Source organism: Streptomyces sp. BK022 (assembly GCF_004217355.1).
Lineage (GTDB): Bacteria > Actinomycetota > Actinomycetes > Streptomycetales > Streptomycetaceae > Streptomyces > Streptomyces griseoluteus.
Genome location: NZ_SHKU01000008.1, coordinates 15,403 through 36,932, shown reverse-complemented (window position 1 = coordinate 36,932; position 21,530 = coordinate 15,403). Strand labels below are relative to the sequence as shown.

16 protein-coding genes and 2 pseudogenes are annotated in these 21,530 nt (G+C 71.4%); 6 read left to right on the top strand and 12 right to left on the bottom strand.

What is annotated here, in order from left to right:
* Window positions 1–75: 75 nt before the first annotated feature.
* From EV284_RS29160 to EV284_RS29120, 9 genes are all read right to left on the bottom strand, one after another.
* On the bottom strand, window positions 76–1,137 hold the full coding sequence (locus tag EV284_RS29160; protein WP_130339413.1) for a pseudouridine synthase: 1,062 nt from the start codon (window positions 1,135–1,137) through the stop codon (window positions 76–78).
* Complete coding sequence (gene scpB, locus EV284_RS29155) at window positions 1,097–1,786, bottom strand: SMC-Scp complex subunit ScpB (protein WP_130339411.1); 690 nt, start codon at window positions 1,784–1,786, stop codon at window positions 1,097–1,099. Before scpB ends, EV284_RS29160 begins: the two co-directional genes overlap by 41 nt.
* A complete protein-coding gene (locus EV284_RS29150; RefSeq protein WP_130339409.1) occupies window positions 1,783–2,715 on the bottom strand; it encodes a ScpA family protein in 933 nt (310 codons plus the stop codon). Before EV284_RS29150 ends, scpB begins: the two co-directional genes overlap by 4 nt.
* 40 nt (window positions 2,716–2,755) lie before the next feature.
* A complete protein-coding gene (locus tag EV284_RS29145) occupies window positions 2,756–3,304 on the bottom strand; it encodes a hypothetical protein (protein WP_130339407.1) in 549 nt (182 codons plus the stop codon).
* Window positions 3,289–4,464, bottom strand: a complete 1,176-nt coding sequence (locus EV284_RS29140; RefSeq protein ID WP_229918950.1) for a ParA family protein — start codon at window positions 4,462–4,464, stop codon at window positions 3,289–3,291. Before EV284_RS29140 ends, EV284_RS29145 begins: the two co-directional genes overlap by 16 nt.
* A gap of 373 nt (window positions 4,465–4,837) precedes the next feature.
* A complete protein-coding gene (gene ald, locus EV284_RS29135; RefSeq protein ID WP_165425684.1) occupies window positions 4,838–5,953 on the bottom strand; it encodes an alanine dehydrogenase in 1,116 nt (371 codons plus the stop codon).
* Between the two features lie 148 nt (window positions 5,954–6,101).
* On the bottom strand, window positions 6,102–8,180 hold the full coding sequence (locus tag EV284_RS29130) for a tetratricopeptide repeat protein (RefSeq protein ID WP_130339403.1): 2,079 nt from the start codon (window positions 8,178–8,180) through the stop codon (window positions 6,102–6,104).
* A gap of 196 nt (window positions 8,181–8,376) precedes the next feature.
* A complete protein-coding gene (locus EV284_RS29125) occupies window positions 8,377–9,003 on the bottom strand; it encodes an NUDIX hydrolase (protein WP_130339401.1) in 627 nt (208 codons plus the stop codon).
* 84 nt (window positions 9,004–9,087) lie between these two features.
* A complete protein-coding gene (locus tag EV284_RS29120) occupies window positions 9,088–10,755 on the bottom strand; it encodes a CTP synthase (protein WP_130339399.1) in 1,668 nt (555 codons plus the stop codon).
* 554 nt (window positions 10,756–11,309) lie between these two features.
* Here EV284_RS29120 and EV284_RS29115 point away from each other — a divergent pair.
* From EV284_RS29115 to EV284_RS29105, 3 genes are read left to right on the top strand one after another with little or no spacing between them, the layout of a single operon-like run.
* Window positions 11,310–13,112 (top strand): glycoside hydrolase family 15 protein, encoded by a 1,803-nt coding sequence (locus tag EV284_RS29115; RefSeq protein WP_130340033.1) that lies wholly within the window; start codon window positions 11,310–11,312, stop codon window positions 13,110–13,112.
* Window positions 13,113–13,163: 51 nt separating this feature from the next.
* Window positions 13,164–14,546, top strand: a complete 1,383-nt coding sequence (locus EV284_RS29110; RefSeq protein WP_130339397.1) for an FAD-binding oxidoreductase — start codon at window positions 13,164–13,166, stop codon at window positions 14,544–14,546.
* A gap of 43 nt (window positions 14,547–14,589) precedes the next feature.
* Window positions 14,590–16,209, top strand: coding sequence for a PucR family transcriptional regulator (locus EV284_RS29105; RefSeq protein WP_130339395.1), 1,620 nt, complete (start codon window positions 14,590–14,592; stop codon window positions 16,207–16,209).
* A gap of 321 nt (window positions 16,210–16,530) precedes the next feature.
* Here EV284_RS29105 and EV284_RS29100 read toward each other — a convergent pair whose 3' ends face one another.
* Together EV284_RS29100 and EV284_RS29095 are read right to left on the bottom strand one after the other, a co-directional pair.
* Window positions 16,531–17,409 carry an NADP-dependent oxidoreductase gene (locus tag EV284_RS29100; protein WP_130339393.1) on the bottom strand — a complete coding sequence of 293 codons (879 nt, stop codon included), beginning with the start codon at window positions 17,407–17,409 and terminating at the stop codon, window positions 16,531–16,533.
* 35 nt (window positions 17,410–17,444) lie between these two features.
* A complete protein-coding gene (locus tag EV284_RS29095; RefSeq protein ID WP_130339391.1) occupies window positions 17,445–18,629 on the bottom strand; it encodes an MFS transporter in 1,185 nt (394 codons plus the stop codon).
* Between the two features lie 87 nt (window positions 18,630–18,716).
* Here EV284_RS29095 and EV284_RS29090 point away from each other — a divergent pair, with 87 nt between their 5' ends.
* From EV284_RS29090 to EV284_RS33460, 3 genes and pseudogenes are all read left to right on the top strand, one after another.
* On the top strand, window positions 18,717–19,121 hold the full coding sequence (locus EV284_RS29090) for a MerR family transcriptional regulator (RefSeq protein WP_130339389.1): 405 nt from the start codon (window positions 18,717–18,719) through the stop codon (window positions 19,119–19,121).
* A gap of 64 nt (window positions 19,122–19,185) precedes the next feature.
* Window positions 19,186–19,239: pseudogene (locus EV284_RS33465) on the top strand (hypothetical protein); the annotation flags it as partial.
* Window positions 19,214–19,288 (top strand): annotated as a pseudogene (locus EV284_RS33460) (hypothetical protein); the annotation flags it as partial. The pseudogenes EV284_RS33465 and EV284_RS33460, both read left to right, overlap by 26 nt.
* A 225-nt stretch (window positions 19,289–19,513) precedes the next feature.
* On the opposite strand, the gene EV284_RS29080 reads toward EV284_RS33460, so the two are convergent.
* Window positions 19,514–21,529 (bottom strand): restriction endonuclease, encoded by a 2,016-nt coding sequence (locus EV284_RS29080; RefSeq protein WP_130339385.1) that lies wholly within the window; start codon window positions 21,527–21,529, stop codon window positions 19,514–19,516.
* Window position 21,530 lies beyond the last annotated feature (1 nt).

Sequence of the window (21,530 nt, the reverse complement as noted above, 5' to 3'; positions counted from 1 at the left end):
TCCGGCCGCACGGCCACCCGACTAATCGTCAGGTTGACCATAAGGCCGGACCGCTGCGGGCGGCAAGACCCTCGCCTACAGGTCGACTTCCTTCATCAGCATGCCGACCTCGGTGTTGGACAGGCGGCGCAGCCAGCCCGACTTCTGGTCGCCGAGGGTGATGGGACCGAAGGAGACGCGGACCAGCTTGTCGACGGGGAAGCCCGCCTCGGCCAGCATGCGGCGCACGATGTGCTTGCGGCCCTCGTGCAGGGTCACCTCGACCAGGTAGTTCTTGCCGGTCTGCTCGACCACGCGGAAGTGGTCGGCGCGGGCCCAGCCGTCCTCGAGCTGGATGCCGTCCTTCAGCCGCTTGCCCAGGTCGCGCGGGATCGGGCCGACGATGTGCGCGAGGTACGTCTTGCGCACGCCGTACTTGGGGTGGGTGAGACGGTGGGCCAGCTCGCCGTGGTTGGTGAGCAGGATGACGCCCTCGGTCTCCGTGTCGAGCCGGCCCACGTGGAAGAGCCGGGTCTCGCGGTTGGTGACGTAGTCGCCGAGGCACTGGCGGCCCTCGGGGTCCTCCATCGTGGAGACCACACCGGCGGGCTTGTTCAGCGAGAAGAACTGGTACGACTGGGTCGCGACGGTCAGGCCGTCGACCTTGACCTCGTCCTTCTCCGGGTCGACCCGGCGGCCCTGCTCCAGCACGATCTCGCCGTTGATCTCGACGCGGGCCTGCTCGATCAGCTCCTCGCAGGCGCGCCGCGAGCCGTAGCCCGCGCGGGCCAGCACCTTCTGCAGCCGCTCGCCGTCCTGCTCGGCGCCGGGGAAGGTCTTGGGCGGCTTGACGTCCTTCTTGCCCTCGTACCGCTCCCGGTTGCGCTCCTCGGCCCGCGTCTCGAACTCACGCGAGCGGCCGGGCGCCGTACGGCTGCGCCCCGCCTGCTGGGACTGCTTGGGGCCGCCCTTGGCGCCGCCGCGCGCCGCGCCGCCACGGCCGGACTTCGGGCCGTCATTCGTGGCGCCGGGTCCGACGTCGTAGCGGCGCTCCTCCGGACGGGGCTTGCTGGGGCGGCCCTGCCCCTTGCGCTCGTCCCGGTCGTTGCCGCGGGGGTTACCGCGTCCGCTGTTCCTGCCGCTGCCGCTGCTTCGCATCAAGGTTTCCGTCGTAGTCGTCTGCGTCCTGACCACCGGCCGCGTCGGGCGCGTCCGGGTCGAACGACGGGACTCCCTCCTGGGTCTCCGCCTCGATCGCCTCCGCCTCGGGGAGGAAGGGCGCGAGTTCCGGAAGCTCGTCCAAGCCGCGCAGGCCCATCCGCTCCAGGAAATAGTTCGTCGTCACGTACAGGATCGCACCTGTTTCGGGTTCCGTGCCCGCCTCGGCCACCAGACCCCGCTGGAGCAGGGTCCGCATCACCCCGTCGCAGTTGACCCCGCGCACGGCGGAGACCCGGCTGCGGCCGACCGGCTGGCGGTACGCGACGACCGCGAGAGTCTCCAGAGCCGCCTGGGTGAGCCGGGCCGTCTGGCCCTCCCGCGCCAGGCGCTCCACGGCGGGGGCGTAGGCGGGGCGGGTGGAGAAGCGCCAGCCGCCCGCGACGAAGCGCAGCTCGAAGCCGCGGCCCTGGGCGGTGTAGTCGGCGGCCAGTTCGCGCAGCGCCTCGGCGATCCGGCGCCGGGGCCGCTGGAGGACCCGCGCCAGGTGTTCCTCGGTCGCGGGCTCGTCCACGACCATCAGGACGGCCTCCAGCGCGGGCTTGAGGTCGAGGGCGGCGACCCGGTCGTCCGGGGCCTGGTGGTTCACGTCTTCTGCTCCCCGGTGGTCTGGTCGGGCTTCACGGGCCGGTCGAACTCGTCGGTGACCGCCGGCGCCGCCGCCTCCCCGCCGGTCCAGCGGACCAGCAGGGTACCGAGCGCGGTCTCCTGCTCCAGGGCGACGGCCTTCTCCCGGTACAGCTCCAGCAGCGCGAGGAAGCGGGCGACGACGGTGAGGGTGTCGTCGGTGTCGGCCACCAGTTCCTGGAAGTCGGCCTCACCGGCCTCGCGCAGCCGGGCCACCACGACCCGGGCCTGCTCCTGCACGCTGACCAGCGGGGCGTGGATGTGGTCGACGTACACCTGGGGCCTGGCCTTCGGCTGCATCGCCTTGACCGCGAGCCGGGCGAACCCCTCGGGGCCGATGCTGATGACGACCTCGGGCAGCAGCTCGGCGTGCTCCGGCTCCAGACCGACGGTACGCGGGTATCGGCGGCCTTCGTCGTCCAGCCGCTCGTTGAAGATGTCCGCGATCCGCTTGTAGGCCCGGTACTGCAGCAGCCGGGCGAAGAGCAGGTCCCGCGCCTCCAGCAGGGCGAGGTCGGCCTCGTCCTCGACCTGGGCGGCGGGCAGCAGCCGGGCGGCCTTGAGGTCGAGCAGGGTGGCGGCGACGACCAGGAACTCGGTGGTGCGGTCCAGGTCCCAGTCGGGCCCCATGGCCCGGATGTGCGCCATGAACTCGTCGGTGACCCGGGACAGCGCGATCTCGGTGACGTCCAGCTTGTGCTTGGTGATGAGCTGGAGCAGCAGGTCGAAGGGGCCCTCGAAGTTGTCCAGCCGGACCTTGAAGACGCCGTCGGGCGCGGAAGCCTCGGGCGCGGGCGTCCCGGGCGCCTGGGCCGGGTCCGGAGGTGCGGTGTCCGGGCCCCGGCCCAGCGGGCGTCTCGGGCCGGTCGAGGCGGTGCGGTGCGCGTTCATGGAGGTCGCAAGGCTATCGGTCGGGCGGTGCCAAGCCGGGCTAGCGCCCCCGCAGCCGCCGTACCAGGATGCTGGCTTCGCCGCGGGACTCCAGGTCGGCGAGGACCACCGCGACCGCCTCGCGTACGATGCGGCCGCGGTCGACGGCGAGGCCGTGTTCGCCGCGCAGGACCAGACGGGCGTGTTCGAGGTCCATCAGTTCCTCGGCCGAGACGTACACGGTGATCTTCTCGTCGTGCCGCTCGCGCCCGCTGGGCCGCCGGGCGGCAGCGCGGCCGCGCTTGCGGGGCTGCTCGCCGGAGCCGTCCGGCTCGCTCTGCCGCCGGGCGGGCCGGATACGGGACTCGCCGGACCCGTCGGGTTCCGGGCCGACCGCGGCGGTGTGCTCGGCGCCCTCGCCGTCACCGCCCTGCGCGGGCACCCCCTGCGGCGCGTCCTGGGCCGCGGCGGCCGGGTCGCTCTCCCCCGCCGGCGCGGGGACCCGCGCCTCGCCGCCGGGCCCGCGCCGGGGCGAGGAGGGCTGGAGCCCCATCCCCCCTGTCGTGCGGAACAGTTCGTCGGCTCCGGGCAGACTCACTCGGCGTGACACCGGGCGAGCACCTCCCTGGCGAGCTGACGGTAGGCGGCCGCGCCGACGGAGTTGGAGGCGTACGTGGTGATCGGCTCACCGGCGACCGTGGTCTCCGGGAAGCGGACCGTACGCCCGATGACCGTGTGGTAGACGTGGTCGTCGAACGCCTCGACGACCCGTGCCAGCACCTCGCGGCTGTGCACCGTGCGCGAGTCGTACATCGTGGCCAGGATGCCGTCCAGCTCCAGCTCGGGGTTGAGCCGCTCCTGGACCTTCTCGATGGTCTCGGTCAGCAGTGCCACACCGCGCAGCGCGAAGAACTCGCACTCCAGCGGCACGATCACCTTGTGCGCCGCGGTCAGCGCGTTGACGGTGAGCAGGCCCAGCGAGGGCTGACAGTCGATCACGATGTAGTCGTAGTCGTCCATCAGCGGCTTCAGGGCGCGCTGGAGCGTGGACTCGCGCGCGACCTCGGAGACCAGCTGCACCTCGGCGGCCGACAGGTCGATGTTGGAGGGCAGCAGGTCCATGTTCGGGACCGCCGTCTTCAGCAGCACCTCGTCGGCCGACATGCCCCGCTCCATGAGCAGGTTGTAGACGGTGAGGTCCAGCTCCATCGGGTTGACGCCGAGACCCACCGACAGCGCGCCCTGCGGGTCGAAGTCCACGAGCAGCACGCGCCGTCCGTACTCCGCGAGCGCCGCGCCCAGGTTGATGGTCGACGTGGTCTTGCCGACGCCGCCCTTCTGGTTGCACATGGCGATGATCTTCGCGGGGCCGTGGTCGGTCAGCGGGCCCGGGATCGGGAAGTACGGCAGCGGGCGCCCGGTCGGGCCGACGCGCTCACGGCGCTGGCGGGCCGCGTCGGGCGCGAGCGTGGCCGCGTACTCCGGATCGGGCTCGTACTCGGCGTCGGGGTCGTAGAAATGCCCCTCGGGCAGTTCGTCGTAGTCGGCGAAGTGGTTGCGGGGCGCGCCACTTCCGTCGCCGGCCATGGCGTTCACGTGTTGGCCATCCATGCTCTGGTGTGCTCTCCGGGCCGTCTGCGGTACCGGACTCTGGTGGGCTGCGAAGGTGCGCACCGCGACGGAGCCGACGGCCTCGTGTCCCTCGGGACCCTGGCCCTCTCCGCGCAATCCTGGTCGACCACCTCCGGGAGAAAATGTCGACTCATTCACAAGTCGTCTTACCTCCTTGGCGGCCAAAGGACTTCTAGACAAGGTCAGCGTGGCACCATGCCGACGGTTGGCGACTCTATGGCGTGTCGGCGGTCCGCAGCAACACAATCCGCCGGACCCGGCTCGATGTGTCGACAATGAAACATCCCGCTGTCAAGGGCGTACAGCCGTCGCACAGCAGGTTTCACCGGTGTGCGAATCGGTCCAAGCGTTACGTTCGAGGCGAGTTGACCTAGCGTCGCAAAGTGACCATACACACATCCGGCCGGACCTTGTCGGGCAAGGTCCGGCCGGGTTCGCGGTGTTGACGATCCATGTTGACGAATCGCCTTTTCCACGCGGACGACTTGGTGCTTCGCCGTCGCCCTGGAGGTCAGCCGATCAGGGTCTCGATCGCCACGTGCTCCAGGCCGTGCGCCTCGGCGACCTCCTTGTAGACAACCTTGCCGTCATGGGTGTTGAGGCCGCGGGCGAGCGCCTCGTCCCGGCGCAGCGCCTCGACCCAGCCATTGTTGGCGAGCGAGACGATGTACGGGAGCGTCGCGTTGGTGAGCGCGTTGGTGGAGGTGTTGGGCACCGCGCCGGGCATGTTGGCGACGCAGTAGAAGACCGAGTTGTGCACCCGGAAGGTCGGCTCGGCGTGCGTGGTGGGACGGGAGTCCTCGAAGCAGCCGCCCTGGTCGATGGCGATGTCGACAAGGACACTTCCGGGCTTCATCCGCGACACCAGCTCGTTGGTGACCAGCTTCGGGGCCTTGGCGCCCGGGATGAGGACGGCGCCGATGACGAGGTCCGCGTCGAGGACGGCCTTCTCCAGCTCGAAGGCGTTGGACATGATCGCCTTGACCTTGCTGCCGAAGATCCGGTCGGCCTCGCGCAGCTTGTTGATGTCGCGGTCCAGCAGGGTGACCTCGAAGCCCATGCCGACGGCGATCTGGGTGGCGTTCCAGCCGGAGACGCCGCCGCCGATGACGACGGCCTTGGCCGGGGTCACGCCCGGCACGCCGCCGGGGAGCACACCGCGGCCACCGGCCGGGCGCATCAGGTGGTAGGCGCCGACCTGCGGGGCGAGCCGGCCCGCGACCTCGGACATCGGGGCGAGCAGCGGCAGCGCGCGGTTCGTCAGCTCGACGGTCTCGTACGCGATCGCCGTGGTGCCGGACTCCAGCAGCGCGTCGGTGCACTCGCGGGAGGCGGCCAGGTGCAGGTAGGTGAAGAGGATCTGGTCCTTGCGCAGGCGGTGGTACTCCTCCGCGACCGGCTCCTTGACCTTCAGCAGCAGGTCGGCGTCGGCCCACACCTGGTCGGCGGAGTCGAGGATGCCGGCGCCGGCGGCGATGTACTCCTCGTCCGTGATCGAGGAGCCGAGACCGGCGCCCCGCTCGATGACGACCTGGTGGCCGTTACGCACCAGCTCGTGCACGCCGGCGGGGGTGATGGCCACCCGGAACTCGTTGTTCTTGACCTCGCGGGGGATGCCGACCTTCACGTCGATCACGGTCCTTGGCTCAGGGGGTATGGGGGGTGCGCTGAAAGACATACCCGGGCGCGCCGGGGCGCACCGGGAGACACCGCAGGAGAACGTGCGGCAGAGCCAGTTTAATGAAGGCGTTCCGCGTGTCTAGCCTTCCAATGCATCAATCTTCATGGGATGCACTACGGATTTCGCAGGCACCCGAGGTCTGGGGGTCCGATTCCCCCGGCTCTCCGCCGGCGGCGGTCCCGGTGGCCGCCTCCTCTTCCAGCATGCGCTCGGCCGCCGCGCGGTGCAGTCGGGCGGCCGTGGGGTCGCCGAGCCGGTCCAGGGTGTCGGCCAGCCGCAGCTGAAGGGCGGCCAGCAGCCGGGTGTCCTCCGCGCGCCGCGCCCACTCCACCGCCTCCTGGCAGGTGCGCAGGGACTCCTCGGGCCGCCCGGCGTACTCCTGGACGCGGGCCAGCTCGCTCAGGGCGCGGGCGTGGGCCGCGATGTCGCCCTCCTTGCGGTACCCGGCGAGGGCCGCCCGCCAGTTGCGCTGCGCCTCGCCGTACCGGCCCGCGTAGGTGTGGGCGGTGGCGATACGGCCGTAGAGCCGGGCGGCCTCGGCGCGCTCGCCGCGGGCGAGGCGCTGGGAGAGGGCGCGGCCGAACCAGTCCGCGGCCCGGTCGTGATCGCCCAGCTCCTGGTGGGCGCCGCCCACGGATTCCATCGCGCGGCCGGTGGCGTAGGGGTCGTTCGCCTCGCGTCCGGCGTCCAGCGCGGCGCGGTAGCGGGCCAGCGCGGCCCGGGTGCGGCCGGTCTGGGCGTCCACGTCACCGAGGTTCAGCAGGGCGGCGGCCTTCTCGCGGGGCAGTCCGCGCCGCTCGGCGACATCCAGGACCAGGCCGTGGATGCCGTACAGGTCGGGGGCGGCGGCCCGGGTGCCGAAGTGGGCGACCATGGCGCGCACGAGCTGGGACATCAGGCGGCGGGCCAGGGTGTCCAGCTCGCCGTCGGCCACCGCGAGCCGGGCGGCGGCCAGCAGCGCCGGGCGGCGGGCGGTGAGCCAGACGGCGGCCGCGGCGGCGGTCGGAAAGCGCAGCGGCGCCGGGATCGCCTGGAGCTTCTCCTGGGCCTGGGGGCTGTCGGTCTCGGTGGCGGCGCGGCAGGACTGCAGGAGGCGCACGTCCCGCTCCAGCAGCCGGGCGCGGGCCAGCTGGAGTTCGGCGGGGCGCTCCCCCGCCTCGGCGAGCGCGCGCAGCAGGGGGTGCAGGCAGCCGGGGACGTCGTACGAGGGCAGCGGTCCGGCGACCGGGCGGAGCAGGCCGAGGGCGGCGAGTTCCCGCAGCACGGTCTGCGCGGTCTTGACCGAGCAGCCGGCCAGCGCGGAGGCGGAGTGCGCGTCGACACCGCCGGCCGGGGCCTGGGAGAGCAGGCGCAGGGTCCGGGCGGTGGCGGCGGGCAGTCCGTCGTGGACGAGCTGGAGTACGCGGGTCAGGGTGGGGGCGTCGTCGGGGTCGGCGTGCAGCCGCTTGGCCAGGTCGGAGACGGCCGTCTGGGGGCGGGCGGCGAGCCAGCCGCCGGCCAGGGTGAGGGCGGCGGGCTGTCCCTCGCAGATCTCGGCGAGGCTCTCGGCGGAGCGCGGGTCGACGGTGACGCGGACCGAGCCGGTGTACCGGGTGAGCAGTTCCACCGCCGACTTGGTGTCCAGGCCGCCCAGGGTGCAGGGGCGGACGTCGGAGATCCCGGTGAGGGGGCCGCGGGAGACGGCGACCACCAGGCAGTCGGGGGCGTCCGGGATGAGGGCGTCGACCTGTTCGGCCCCGGTGGCGTCATCCAGCAGCAGCAGGGCGCGCCGGTGGGCGAGGGCGGTGCGGAGCACCTCGGTGAGCTCGTCCTCGGCGGCGCCCGCGGGAGCGGGGACACCGAGCGCGCCGAGCAGCTCGCGGGCGGCGCGTTCCACGGGTACCGGGGTGCCGTCGGGGTCGCCCAGGCAGGCCCGGAACACTCCGTCGGGGTAACGCTGCGCGACCTGGCGGACGAACTCCTCGGCGAGCGCGGTCCGGCCGGAGCCGGGACGCCCGGCGATGAGGAGGACCCGGGCGCGAGGGGCCTTGCGGCCGGCGAGGGTGTCCAGGCCGGTGCGCTCGATGTCGGCCCTGAGCTCTTTCAACTCCCGTGTGCGCCCGAGGAAATGACCCTCCGGGGCCGGCGGCTCCGACAGCCGCGCCTCATCCTGGTCCACCGCCTGATCCGTCACGGGCCACGCTCCCGTCCCACCGCACGCGCAAAGCCCGCCGGTTCTTCCGGTACGGGCGTTTGCAGAGCCTAGTTCACGCTCTGCGACGTTCCCGGTGGAGCGTGGCGGACGGGTCCCCCGATCGGATCAGGCGATGGTCACACCATCGGGGTACCGCGGGGGTACCGCCTGGATCTTGGCCGGAATCGGCGGTCGGTCAGGACGCGAAGGGCCGCGCGGGCCACGGCGCGTCGGCCGGGCGCAGGCTGTCCAGCCCGTCCCCGGCGCGGGCGGCGGCCAGCGAGAGGACGCCGACGGCCAGGCAGTTGTTGTGCAGGTCCCCGGCCAGCACCAGTCGCACCAGCTCGTGCAGGGGCACGCGCGCGTGCTCCATGTCCGTCTCCTCGTGCTCCGGGACGAACCGCTCGCCCTGGGCCTCGGAGACGTCCCGGGCGAGGAAGATCCGGACCGCCTCGTCGCAGCCGCCGGGGCTGGTGTAGACGTCGGCCAGCACCCGCCAGTCCTCGGCCTTGACGTGCGCCTCCTCGTACAGCTCGCGCTGGGCCGCGTGCAGCGGGTTCTCGCCGGGCACGTCGAGCAGGCCGGCCGGGATCTCCCAGAGCTTGTGGCGCACGGGGTGGCGGTACTGGCTGATGAGCAGGACCCGGTCCTCCTCGTCCAGGGCGAGGACGGCGACCGAGCCGGGGTGGACCTGGTAGTCGCGGCGGGCCACCGAGCCGTCGGGCATGACCACGTCGTCCGTGCGGACGGCGGTCTTGTTGCCCCTGAACGGGGTCGCGCTGTCGCGGATCTCCCACTCCTCGGGGGTGTCCTTGATCGTCATGCCCTGTCCCTCCACGCGCGCAAAAGAAAACCGGGGTGCGCACCTTTGAAGGTTCGCACCCCGGCCACCGTAACAACTGGTGTGTTACTTGGAGTTCTTCGGCTTGCCCGCCGTCTTGCGCTCGACGGAAGCCTTCACCAGGCCCGCGAACAGCGGGTGCGGCCGGGTCGGCCGCGAGCGCAGCTCGGGGTGCGCCTGGGTGGCCACGAGGTAGGGGTGGACCTCCCGCGGGTACTCCACGTACTCGACGAGCTTGCCGTCGGGCGAGGTGCCCGAGAAGACGATGCCCGCCTTCTTCTCCAGCTCGGCGCGGTAGGAGTTGTTGACCTCGTAGCGGTGGCGGTGCCGCTCCTCGACGTACTCCTTGCCGTCGTAGACCTCGCGGACGATGGAGCCCTCGGCCAGCTTGGCCGGGTACATGCCCAGCCGCATGGTGCCGCCCATGTCGCCCTCGCCGGCGACGATGTCCATCTGCTCGGCCATGGTGGAGATGACCGGGTGGGCGGTGGCCGGGTCGAACTCGGTGGAGTTGGCGTCCGGGATGTCCGCCAGGTTCCGCGCGGCCTCGACCACGATGCACTGCAGGCCCAGGCAGAGGCCGAGCAGCGGGATCTTGTTCTCGCGGGCGTAGCGGATGGCGCCGACCTTGCCGAGCACACCGCGGTCGCCGAAGCCGCCGGGGATGCAGATGCCGTCCACGTCACCGAGGGCGGCGGCGGCACCGGCCGGGGTCTTGCAGTCGTCGGAGGTGACCCACTTGATCTTGACGCGGGCGCGGTTGGCGAAGCCGCCGGCGCGCAGCGCCTCGGTGACCGACAGGTAGGCGTCGGGCAGGTCGATGTACTTGCCGACCAGGGCGAGGGTGATCTCGTGGTCCGGCTTGTGCACCCGGTCCAGCAGGTCGTCCCAGGTGGTCCAGTCCACGTCCCGGAAGGGCAGGTCGAGCTTGCGGACCACGTAGGCGTCCAGGCCCTCGCCGTGGATGGTCTTCGGGATGTCGTAGATGGAGCGGGCGTCGGGGCAGGCCACGACGGCGTCCTCGTCCACGTCGCACATCAGCGAGATCTTGCGCTTGATGGCGGTGGGGACCTCGCGGTCACAGCGCAGCACGATCGCGTCGGGCTGGATGCCGATGTTGCGCAGCGCGGCGACGGAGTGCTGGGTCGGCTTGGTCTTCAGCTCGCCGGACGGGCCGATGTAGGGCAGCAGCGAGATGTGGACGACGAAGACGTTGTCCCGGCCGACCTCGTGACGGACCTGGCGGACGGTCTCCAGGAACGGCAGCGACTCGATGTCGCCGACGGTGCCGCCGACCTCGGTGATGACGACGTCCACCTCGTCGGTGGCCATGCGCCGGATGCGGTGCTTGATCTCGTTGGTGATGTGCGGGATGACCTGCACGGTGTCGCCCAGGTACTCGCCGCGCCGCTCCTTGGCGATGACCGTGGAGTAGACCTGACCGGTGGTGACGTTGGCCGAGCCGTCGAGGTCGCGGTCGAGGAAGCGCTCGTAGTGGCCGATGTCCAGGTCGGTCTCGGCGCCGTCGTTGGTGACGAACACCTCACCGTGCTGGAAGGGGTTCATCGTGCCGGGGTCGACGTTCAGGTACGGGTCGAGCTTCTGCATCACGACGCGCAGGCCGCGAGCCTTGAGCAGCATGCCCAGGCTGGAGGCGGTGAGGCCCTTGCCGAGCGAGGATGCGACACCCCCGGTGACGAAGATGTGCTTGGTCGTCGTAGATTTCGGCGGCATGGCCAAGAGGGGGCTCCCGTGGTCGCTGTCTGTGATGCGGTGCGGTCGCCGGCCCGGAGGACTGGGTGTTCCTCGCGGTGGCGTCGTCGCTGCGGTTCGGGGGTTTTGGGGCCCACCGGTCCACGGGCTACCAGGGTATCAGCGCCTGGAGGAGTCGGCGTCCGGCCACGCTCCGCGACCGGCGGGGAGGGCTGGTGTGACCAGGCACCGGACGCGCGGACGGCCGTCACGAGGTTCTCACCCCGCGCTCACTCGTTCGGCCCACACAGGTTGCCCCGAGCGGCGCGCGGATCATCCGGGTGCGTCGTATCCTGCTCGGACACTCGCTGCCGAGCGCGGCCGGGATGACGGCACACCCCCGCCTCCAGCATCCCCGCCACCGGCATGGGGAACATGGAGAGCGCGGCAGTTCGTTGAGCATGGACCGCCGTTTTGCCTCAGGGCTCGGCGGGCTGCTTTGCTTCACCGCTCAACGTATGACAACCACCCCTTGACCGCACCAAGCGACTGCCCCCTCGTGCGGGGGTGACGTGGCCGTTCGACTGGAGTTGCACGTGGCCGGGCGCATCGAAGATTACGCACTCATCGGAGACATGCAGACCGCCGCGCTGGTCTGCCGGGACGGCACGGTGGACTGGCTGTGCCTGCCCCGCTTCGACTCGCACGCCATCTTCGCCGGTCTGCTCGGCACCGAGGAGCACGGCTTCTGGCGGCTCGGCCCGGCGTACGCGGCGGACTCACCACCGCCCACGGCGGCCCGGCGGAGCTACCGGGGCGACTCGCTGATCCTGGAGTCGGAGTGGGACACCCCGCGCGGCACCGTACGGGTGACGGATTTCATGCCCCCGCGTGACGGCGCCCCGCAGCTCATCCGGATCGTGGAGGGGCTCAGCGGCGAGGTGCCGATGCGCTCGGAGCTGCGCATGCGGTTCTCCTACGGCCGTGTGGTGCCGTGGGTGCACAAGTACGACAACCGCACGGTCGCCGTCGCGGGTCCCGACTCGGTGTGGTTCGACACCGACGCGGACACCTACGGCAAGGACCTGACGACGTACTCCGACTTCACCGTCTCCGCCGGTGAGCGGGTGGCGTTCACCATCTCCTGGCAGCCCTCGCACAAGGAGGCGCCGCCGCTGCCCGAGCCGGAGCAGGCGCTCCGGGCGACGGAGGAGTTCTGGCGCGACTGGGTCGAGCAGTGCACGTACCACGGCCCCTACCGTGAGGCCGTGGTCCGTTCGCTGATCACGCTGAAGGCGCTCACCTACGCCCCCACCGGCGGCATCGTGGCCGCGCCCACCACCTCCCTGCCGGAGGACATCGGGGGCGTGCGCAACTGGGACTACCGCTACACCTGGCTGCGGGACGCGGCGATCACCCTGTCCTCGCTGCTGCGCACCGGCTACCGCGACGAGGCCCGCGCCTGGCGCGAGTGGCTGCTGCGGGCGGTCGCGGGCGACCCGGAGAACCTCCAGATCATGTACGGCATCGCCGGTGAGCGTGAGCTGGGCGAGGCCGAGCTGGACTGGCTGCCGGGGTACGAGCACTCCCGCCCGGTCCGGGTGGGCAACGGCGCCGCCGACCAGCTCCAGCTCGACGTGTACGGCGAGGTCATCGAGGCCCTGCACCTGGGCCACATGACGGGGCTCGCCCGCAACGACTACGCCTCGGTGCTCCAGCTGAAGCTGATCCGCTACCTCGAGGACCACTGGCAGGAGCCGGACGAGGGCATCTGGGAGGTGCGCGGGCCGCGCCGCCAGTTCGTGCACTCCAAGGTGATGGCCTGGGTCGCCGTGGACCGCACGATCAAGCTGATCGAGTCCGGCGACGCCGAGGGCCCGCTGGAGCGCTGGAAGGAACTGCGCGACGACATCCACCGCGAGGTCTGCGAGAAGGGCTACGACCCGGAGCGCAACACCTTCACCCAGTACTACGGCTCCAAGGAGCTGGACGCCTCCCTGCTGCTGATCCCGCAGATGGGCTTCCTGCCGCCGGACGACAAGCGGGTCATCGGCACCATCGAGGCGATCCAGCGCGAGCTGTCCACCTCCGACGGGTTCATCCTGCGCTACCCGACCGACGGCGAGGACGCGGGCGTCGACGGCCTCCCCGGCGACGAGGGCGCCTTCCTGGCCTGTTCGTTCTGGATGGCGGACGACCTGGCGATGATCGGCCGGGTGGACGAGGCCCGCAAGCTCTTCGAGAAGCTGCTCGGTCTGCGCAACGACCTCGGCCTCCTCGCCGAGGAGTGGGACCCCCGCCTCCAGCGCCAGGTCGGCAACTTCCCGCAGGCCTTCAGCCACGTCCCCCTGATCGACACCGCCCTGCGGCTGACGGCGTCGGGGGCGTACGGGGGCTGAGCCCGGCCTAGGCTGGGAAGCGGACCACTCCCGAGGCGAAGGGGGGCGGCCATGGCTTCCCTCTCGAAGGCGAGCGCGGCCCTGGCCGGTCTGCGCGAGGAGCTGACCGGCCAGGTGTTCGTGCCGGGCGACACGGGGTACGACGAGGCCCGGGCCGTCTTCAACGGGATGATCGACCGGCGCCCCGCCGTGATCGCCCGGTGCGCGGACGCCGCCGACGTGGTGCGCACGGTCCGCTTCGCCCGTGACCTGGATCTGCCCGTCGCCGTGCGCGGCGGCGGGCACAGCGTCGCGGGCAACGCCCTGGGCGACGGCGCGGTGGTGGTGGACCTGCGCCGGATGCACGGCGTGAGCGTCGACCCCGGGGCCCGCGCCGTACGGGTCGAGGGCGGGGCCACCATGAGTGACCTGGACCGGGCCTGCCGGCCGTACGGGCTGGCCACCACCGGCGGCCGGGTCTCCACCACCGGGGTCGGCGGGTTCGTGCTCGGCGGCGGCACCGGCTGGCTGGACCGCGCCTTCGGGCTCGCCGTGGACAACCTCCGGAGTGTGGAGCTGGTCACGGCCGACGCCGAGCGGGTGCGGGCGGACCCCGAGGAGCACCCCGAGCTGTTCTGGGCGCTGCACGGCGGGGGCGGCAACTTCGGGGTGGCCACCGCGCTGACCCTGGACCTGCACGAGCTGCCCGAGTTCGCGGTCGCCCTGCTGCTGTACCGGCCGGAGCACGGTCCCCAGGCGGTGCGCGCCTTCCGGGAGGCGATCGACGCCGGCCCGGACCGGCTGAGCGGGGCGCTGCTGTACATCACCGGGCCGCCCGAGGAGTTCGTCCCCGAGGAGCTGGTGGGGCACCTGGTGTGCGGGGCGCTGGTGACGTACGCGGGTGGGGTGGAGGCGCTGCGCGGCCTGATCGCGCCGCTGCTGGCGCTGCCGGCGGCGGGCGGGCTGGTCGCCGAGCTGCCGTACGCGGATGTGCAGTGCATGATCGACGACCCGCCCGGCCTGCGGAACTACTGGTCGGCCGAGTATCTGACCGGGCTGCCGGACGACCTGGTGGACGTCTACTGCTCCCTCGGGGAGCGGATGCCGGTGCCGACCGGCACCCAGCACATCCTCTTCCCGCAGGGCGGCGCCCTCGCGGCCGGGCCGCACGACTACCCGGTCCCCTACCGGGACGCCCCCTGGTCGGCGCATCCCTTCGCCATCTGGGAGGACCAGGCCGACGACGAGCGTGCCATCTCCTGGGTGCGGCAGGTGCGCTCCGGGGTGGAGCCGTGGAGCACGGGGGACGTGTACCTGAACTTCATCGGCGACGAGGGCGCCGAACGGGTCGGCGCGGGCCTGGGCGTGGGCAACATGCTCCGGCTGGAGAAGGTGAAGCGGGCCTGGGACCCGGACAACGTCTTCCGCTTCAACCACAACATCCGGCCGCTGTAGCTCCGGCTGTTCCCTGCGAGGTCAGCGAGGTAGCGTCCCGCGCATGGGCACAGAGGGTGGCGGGATCACCGTGCGGCGGGCGCTGGAGCTGCCCGGCCTGCGCGGCGGACTGCCGGAGGTGGTGGCGGGCGAGGACCGGCTGGAGCGCGCGGTGCGCTGGGTGCACGCGGGCGAGGTCCCGCACATCGCCTCGTTGCTCAAGGGCGGCGAGCTGCTGCTGACCACCGGGTACGGGCTGGGTACGCGCCCGGCCGAGCAGCGGGCGTTCGTGCGCACGCTGGCCGAGCGGGACATCGCCGCGCTGGTGGTGGAGCTGGGCCAGCGCTTCACCCGGCTCCCGGCCGCGATGGTGGACACCGCGCGGGCGACCGGCCTGCCGCTGGTCCAGCTGCACCGCGAGGTCCCCTTCGTGGCGGTCACCGAGGAGATCCACACCGAGATCGTCAACGGCCACTACGCGCTCCTCCAGCGGGCGGAGGACGTCCACCGGCGTTGCACGGAGGCGCTGCTCGGCGGGGGCGGCGTGCCTCAGCTGCTCGCCATCCTCGCCGGCTTCTGCGCCAACCCGGTGTTCCTGGAGACCGCGGACGGCCGCCTGCTGTACGCGGCCGGGCCGGGTCCCGAGGGCGCGGACCCCTTGCAGGTGTGGGAGGGGCTGCGCGGACCGCACCGGGCGGAGCCACCGCCGGCGGGTGCGCTGCTGGTGGACGTGCCGGGCGGTGGCGCGGGGCCGGGCGGGGTGCGGGCGCGGCTGGTGCTGCTGCCGGTGGGCGCTCCGCTGGCGCCGGTGCACCGGATCGCGGCCGAGCGGGCGGCGGGGACCGTGGCGGTGGTGCTGATGCAGGCCCGCCAGGAGGAGGAGCTGGCGGCGCGCGGCCGGGGTGACTTCCTGACCGATCTGGCCGAGGGCCGGGTGCGGGCCGGGGACGCTCCGGCGCAGGCCCGTGTGCTGGGGTTCCGGCCGGGTGACGGCCCGCTGCTGCCGGTGGTGATGCGGGTGGGGGACGCGCTGTCCCCGGCGGGCGGCTGGGCGGTGCTGGCGCGGGCGGTCGGCGAGGAGCTGGCATCGGTGGGGGTGCCGGTGCTGCTGGGGGTGCGGCCGGTGGAGGGCCGGGTGCCGGTGCTGGTGGGGCTGCGCGCGCGGGCCGACCGGGCGCCGGTCGCGGACCGGGTGGCGGCCGCGCTGCGGACGGGCGCGGAGCGGGCCGGGATGGTCCGGCCGGGAGCCCGGCCGCCGGTCGTGGTGGTGGGGGTGCCGGGTGACTGGGCGGCGGCCTCGGCGGGGCTGCGGCACGCGGCGGAGACGGCGACGGCCGCACAGGGTCTCACGGACCAGCCCTGGTACGACGCCCGCCGCCTCGACATCGACCTGCTGCTGTGGCGGCTGCGCGACCATCCTGACCTGGCGGCCTTCGTGGACCGCGCCCTCGGTCCGCTGCGCGAGCACGACCGGCGCGCCAGGCCCCCGCTGCTCCCCACCCTGGAGACCTACCTCGCCCACGCGGGCCGCAAGGCGGAGACCGCCCGCGAGCTCCACCTCAACCGCCAGACCCTCTACAACCGCCTCGCCCGCATGGGCGAGTTGCTGAACACCGACCTCGACGACCCGCACACGGTACTGGCATTGAGCCTGGCCCTGCGGGCGAGGCGGCACGTGGACTAGAGGAGCGCCATCGGTTGTAGGAGGCCAGGACGTTGATGACGTGGTCGGCTAGCCGAGAGGCTGGTGGCTGGCCCCCTGCTCCGCTGTAGGGGAGGTGACGAGGATCCGGTTGTAGCGCTCTGCACCGTTCGATGAGGCGACGGCGTCCTTCGACGGACAGGGTTCATTGGCGTGTGGCAAGAGGAGGCCTCCGTCGGTGGATGCTCTGCGGGACCCGCGCTTGTCGCCCGGCCCATGAGCAGCAAGGGATGTCGGCGTTCCCGGCCGCGTTCGGATGAATGCGGCCGGTTCTAGATCCGTCGGCACAGCACACGGTGTGCCTCAGAAGGTGATGAGGACCTTGCCGAGGAGGCCGCCGGCTTCGAAGCGCTCGTGGGCGGTGCGGATGTCGTCGAGCGGGAAGCGGGCGGCGATCCGCAGCCGCAGCTCATCGGTGTCGACGAGCTTGGCGAGGCGGGCGAGGTCGGCGGCGTTCTCCTGGACGTAGCTCTTGCGGGCGCCCGGCACGTCGGGCAGGGGATGGTCGGCGATGGAGACGAAACGCCCTCCGGGGACGAGAGCCGCAGCCACGTCCGCACCGGCGGTGTCGAGAACCGCCGTATACCGGCCGCGGGGCAGGTCCTGCGGGCGGTGCCAGGCCCGCTCCGCTCCGAACTCCACCGCGGCGGGCTCATGGCCGGGCCGGGAGACCAGGGCATCGACCTGAGCGCCGGTCAAGCGGGCGAGTTGGACAACCAGACCGCCGACCGCCCCGGCGGCACCGACAACTAGAAGGCGCTCGCCGGCGCCCAACCCCGTGGCCCGAAGGGCCTGCAAGGCGGTCGTCCCGGCCAGAGGAAGGGCCGCCGCGTCCGCCAACGGCACGGTGGCCGGTGCGGGTGCGAGCAGATGGCCGGGCAGGGCGACCAGCTCCGCCCAGGTGCCGCGGCCGGTGGCGATCTGCGCGGACATGGCGATCACTTGGGCGCCCACCTCGTGGACGGGGTCGTTGCTCGCGACGACCCGGCCGGAGATGTCCCAGCCGAGCGTGGCCGGCAGCGGCGGGCCGACCTGCCAGGCGCGGGACTTCCAGTCGACCGGGTTGAGGCTGCTGGCCGCGGTGCGGATGAGGACTTCACCGGCGGCCGGTTCGGGTGCGGCGACCTCGCGGAGGGCCAGGACGTCGAGACCGCCGTGGCGGTCGATCTGGACAGCGCGCATGGTCAGAAAGGACCTTCCAGGAGTGGGTTCGGGGATCAGACAGCGGTACCCACCGGGGCATCGCCGGTGTGCTGTGCGGTTCCGGTTCGGGGCAGAACCAGGTAGGTCAGGGCCAGGCCGCTCAGGCTGAGTACGGCACCGGCCAGGCCGGTCCAGCGCAGCGCGCCGGCGGCGACGATGGCCCCGCCGAGGGCAGATCCGGCGGCGGCGCCGAGGTTGAAGGCCCCGACGTTGGCCGCGACAGCCAACGTCGGGGCGGAGCCGGCATGGCGCAGGATCAGGCCCTGCAGCGGGGCGATGGTGGCGGTGGCCAGCAGGCCCAGGACCAGGACCGCAAGCACGGCGGTGGGCTGCCAGGCGGCGGCGAGCGGCATGACAGCCAGGACGCCGGTCAGGCCGCCGAACACCCCGCGCACGGTGGCGGACATGGACCTGTCGGTCAGCTTGCCGGCGGCCAGGTTGCCCAGAAAGCTGCCGGCGCCGTAGGCAAACAGGAGAGCGGAGATGGCGGCCGGGGAGAAGCCGGCGATGCGGGTGAGCAGCGGCGCGATGTAGGTGAATACGACGGAGACGCCGGAGAAGCCGACCGCGGTGGTGGCGATGGCCAGCAGCACCGGTTTGCGGCTCACCACGCGCAGCTCGTCGCGCAGGCCGGCGGACGATGCCTGCTGCCTGGGCAGCACCAGCGCCAACAGCGCGACGGCGGCCAAGGTCAGCGCGGTCAGCACCGCGAACGGGGCGCGCCAGCCGGCCGCGTGTCCCAGCCACGAGCCCAGCGGTACCCCGAGCAAAGTAGCGACGGTGAACCCGGAGGCCACAGTGGCGATCGCCGAGCCGGTCTTGTGCTCAGGCACCACGCCGGTGGCCATCACCAGCGCCAACGCCAAGAACGCGGCATGGCTGAGCGAGGAGACCACCCGCCCGGCCAGCAACATCGGGAACGAAGAGGCAAAGGCGCTGACCGCGCTGCCCGCAGCGAACAGCAGCATCAGCCCGAGGGCCAGGGGCTTGCGGGGCAGCCGCGCGGTCAGCATGGTCACCGCGGGCCCGCCGATCACCACGCCGAGCGCGTAGGCGGTCACCGCCTGCCCCGCAGTGCTTTGCGATACCTGAAGATCCACGCCGACCTCGGGCAGCATGCCCGCGACCAGGTATTCCGACGTACCGACAACGAAAACGCTCGCGCACAAGGCCGCGAGGGAGGCGTAACTCTTGGTCATGCTGGGGAAGCTAGAGCCTCACATCGGTGTGAGAGTCAAGCGACGTTGCCCGCCCGAGACATCCATGAGGAGCATGAGGAGGATGAAGTGCGGATCGGTGAACTGTCCCGCAGGACCGGCGTACACGAACGACTGCTGCGCTACTACGAGGAACAGAACCTGCTCCAGCCCCAGCGGCGGCCCAGCGGCTACCGCGAATATAGCGAGGCGGACGTGGACACCGTGCGCCGCATCCGCAGCCTGCTCGCCGCCGGCCTGAACACCGCCACCATCGCGACGATCCTGCCCTGCCTGCGTGACGAGGCCGAACGCCTGGTGCCGACCTGCTCCGATCTCCTCGCCGACCTGACCAGGGAACGCGAGCGGATCACCAAGGCCATCATCGATTTGCAGACCTCCCGCGCCGCACTCGACAAAGTCATCGCCGCGGCTCCCGCCGACGTCGCAGAACGCGCGACGCGCGGTGCGACAGCCCGCAGCACACGGGCATGACCGCCACCAGCCCCGAATAGCGCTGCCACCGTCAACAACGTCCTGACCCGCAACAACTGGTGGAGTGCGCCGAAGGGCACTCGATCATGGATGTGTCTCGCCGGCTGCGGATAGCTCCGGAGACGGTCCGCAGCTGGCGGCGGCGTTCCATCGAACGAGGCCTGGACCGCTTGTGTGACGACCCACGGCCGGGCGTCCCCCGGAAGGTCACCGACGCGGACGTGGAGCGGGTCAGCGTCACCCACAAGACGACCGACATCAAGCGGCATCTGGTGGCCCACTGACGATTCCACCTGCACTTCACTCCGACCGGTACGTCTTGGCTCAACCTGGTCGAACGGTGGTTCGCCGAGCGGAGCCAGAAGAAGCTCAAGCGTGGCGGCCACCGTTCCCTAGAGGCCCCTCTCAATCGAAGCCGCGATGGCGCGAAGGCGCTTTGCCGCCGATCGCGCGTCACCGATCCGGTAGGTCGCATAGCGCGGGTCCTGCACGTCCTCAATGCTCCTCACGATGTCCAGGTCGAGGCGGTCGAACAGCCCGAACGTGTCCAGCAGTTCGTCGACGTTCGGCGCCAGTGGCGACCCGCGCTCGATCAGCGAGACATCGCGTGCCGAAACGGCCTCCTCCGTCTCCGACTCGGTCTTGAGTCGGGAGATGACGAGGGAAAGGATGTCCAGCTCGCGCTGCCGCGTGTCGATGAGCCCGGCGAGCCTGGACAAACCGTCCGGCACCTCGAAAAGCATCCCGACATCCGCCGGCCGGAGGCCGAGGGCCTCGGCGGAGCTGACGATTTGACCCAACTCGTCGGCGGTGACGAGCGCCCACTGCTTCCGCTTGGCCATGTTCTGAATCGTGTCGCCGCTGAAGGAGGGGCCGATGACCGCGACGTACTCCGCGGAACGCTTCTCCTTGTGCGTGTCGATTGCCACATCGCTCACGTTGTTGTGCGTGACCCGACCGGATGACGTCGACTTTCCGTCCACGATCGCGGTCCGCAACGACCCGGTGCCGTCGTACCACTGCACGAGGATGTCAGTGTCACCGGAACCGCTGATGCGCTGGGCACGGAAGCCCATGTGCCTGAACGCGCTCTCGATATACACCTCAAACGCCACACCAGGGGCCGCGCCGTCGGCGCCCGGGTCGACGGCGCTGCGCCTCAGTGAGTCCACAATGAGCGAAAGTTCATCCGGTTCAACCGGTTGGCCCGGCGTGCTTTGCGCCAGGTCTGGAGACAGGTCCTCGGCGGCTTCCGGCAAGTGCGGGTCGGCGAGGGGGAGTGTCTCGATGAGACGTAGCCCGGTCGCCGTCGCCTGGACCGACGACCAGGACGTCTCGATGAGCAAGCCCGCTTCGAGCATGAAGGCCGTGAGCCACCGCACCTTATCCTTGTTCAAGCCGTACGTGATGCCTTCCCGGTACACGTCGTTCCTCGGAACATTGGTCTTCGCCGCACGAATCAGCTCGCCGACGAACCTCATGTTCGCGTGAAGAATCCGGATGAAGTCGATGTCCGATCCCGACCGCAGCCACGCCTTGGCGGCCGGCGTTGCCATGAACACCCCGCGGCGGACCTCCAGGAGTAGCCCGGCGGCCCGCACGAACGGCAGCATGGAGTCGACGCTGCTGCGCTTCAGACCGAACCGGTTCGCGATAAAGCCCAGCAGCGCGTCCTTCTCCAGCTGGTCCTCTGCGGCCGCGATGCACGTCCGCAGGTTCTCGATCTTGTTGGGGTCCTCCTTGGGGCTCGGAACCCAGATGTTGTAGGTGTTCCTTGCCTCCTGGGCGCCGTCGGTCACGGCCAGGTGCGCGAGGAGTGCGGCGATCTCCTCCGGGGGTTCGGGAATGTCGACCACTTCGCCCGAGTTGGGCAAGGCCAGGGCCGAAGGCGTCACGACGTCCCAAGTGGCGCAGAGCGACCGTCCTTCAGCGGTCGCGCTCTGCTTCCGCTCTCCCAGCCATTCGGTCAGCCCCAGGACTTCAAGCCAGGTCATGCGGAGGCGCGTGTTGTTGACGGTCGTCCAGTCGAGGTTGTACGACTCGATCAACTCGGCATTGGCCTCTTCGACCGTCAGCGGCTCGCGCACGAGGAGCCTGAGCACCTCGGCGAACAGCCGGATTCGCTCGGCCATCAAAGAGGCGAGACGTGAGCGCGACTCGTCCGCGAGCAGTTCGGACCCCTCAGGGGTCAGCTGAAGAACCCCTTTTCGATTTTGAACCAACCCCATTGACCGCAAAACGTAGGAGTACTTCCGCCAGGACTTCGACGACTCCACACTTGACAGCTGCGGCCGTGCGTCGAGATCCGTGGCCTCACCATCGCCGATCCGGCGGACGAGCTCAAGAATGAGCGGGAACATCTCGTCCTTCCCGCAATGGGGGTTCGGTGCGGAGGACGCCTGCTGCATC

Coding starts and splice junctions, on each gene's coding strand:
- EV284_RS29160 (WP_130339413.1), bottom strand. CDS start 1,137: ATGCGAAGCAGCGGCAGCGGCAGGAACAGCGGACGCGGTAACCCCCGC.
- EV284_RS29150 (WP_130339409.1), bottom strand. CDS start 2,715: ATGAACGCGCACCGCACCGCCTCGACCGGCCCGAGACGCCCGCTGGGC.
- EV284_RS29125 (WP_130339401.1), bottom strand. CDS start 9,003: ATGACGATCAAGGACACCCCCGAGGAGTGGGAGATCCGCGACAGCGCG.
- EV284_RS29120 (WP_130339399.1), bottom strand. CDS start 10,755: ATGCCGCCGAAATCTACGACGACCAAGCACATCTTCGTCACCGGGGGT.
- EV284_RS29110 (WP_130339397.1), top strand. CDS start 13,164: ATGGCTTCCCTCTCGAAGGCGAGCGCGGCCCTGGCCGGTCTGCGCGAG.
- EV284_RS29105 (WP_130339395.1), top strand. CDS start 14,590: ATGGGCACAGAGGGTGGCGGGATCACCGTGCGGCGGGCGCTGGAGCTG.
- EV284_RS29100 (WP_130339393.1), bottom strand. CDS start 17,409: ATGCGCGCTGTCCAGATCGACCGCCACGGCGGTCTCGACGTCCTGGCC.
- EV284_RS29095 (WP_130339391.1), bottom strand. CDS start 18,629: ATGACCAAGAGTTACGCCTCCCTCGCGGCCTTGTGCGCGAGCGTTTTC.
- EV284_RS29080 (WP_130339385.1), bottom strand. CDS start 21,529: ATGCAGCAGGCGTCCTCCGCACCGAACCCCCATTGCGGGAAGGACGAG.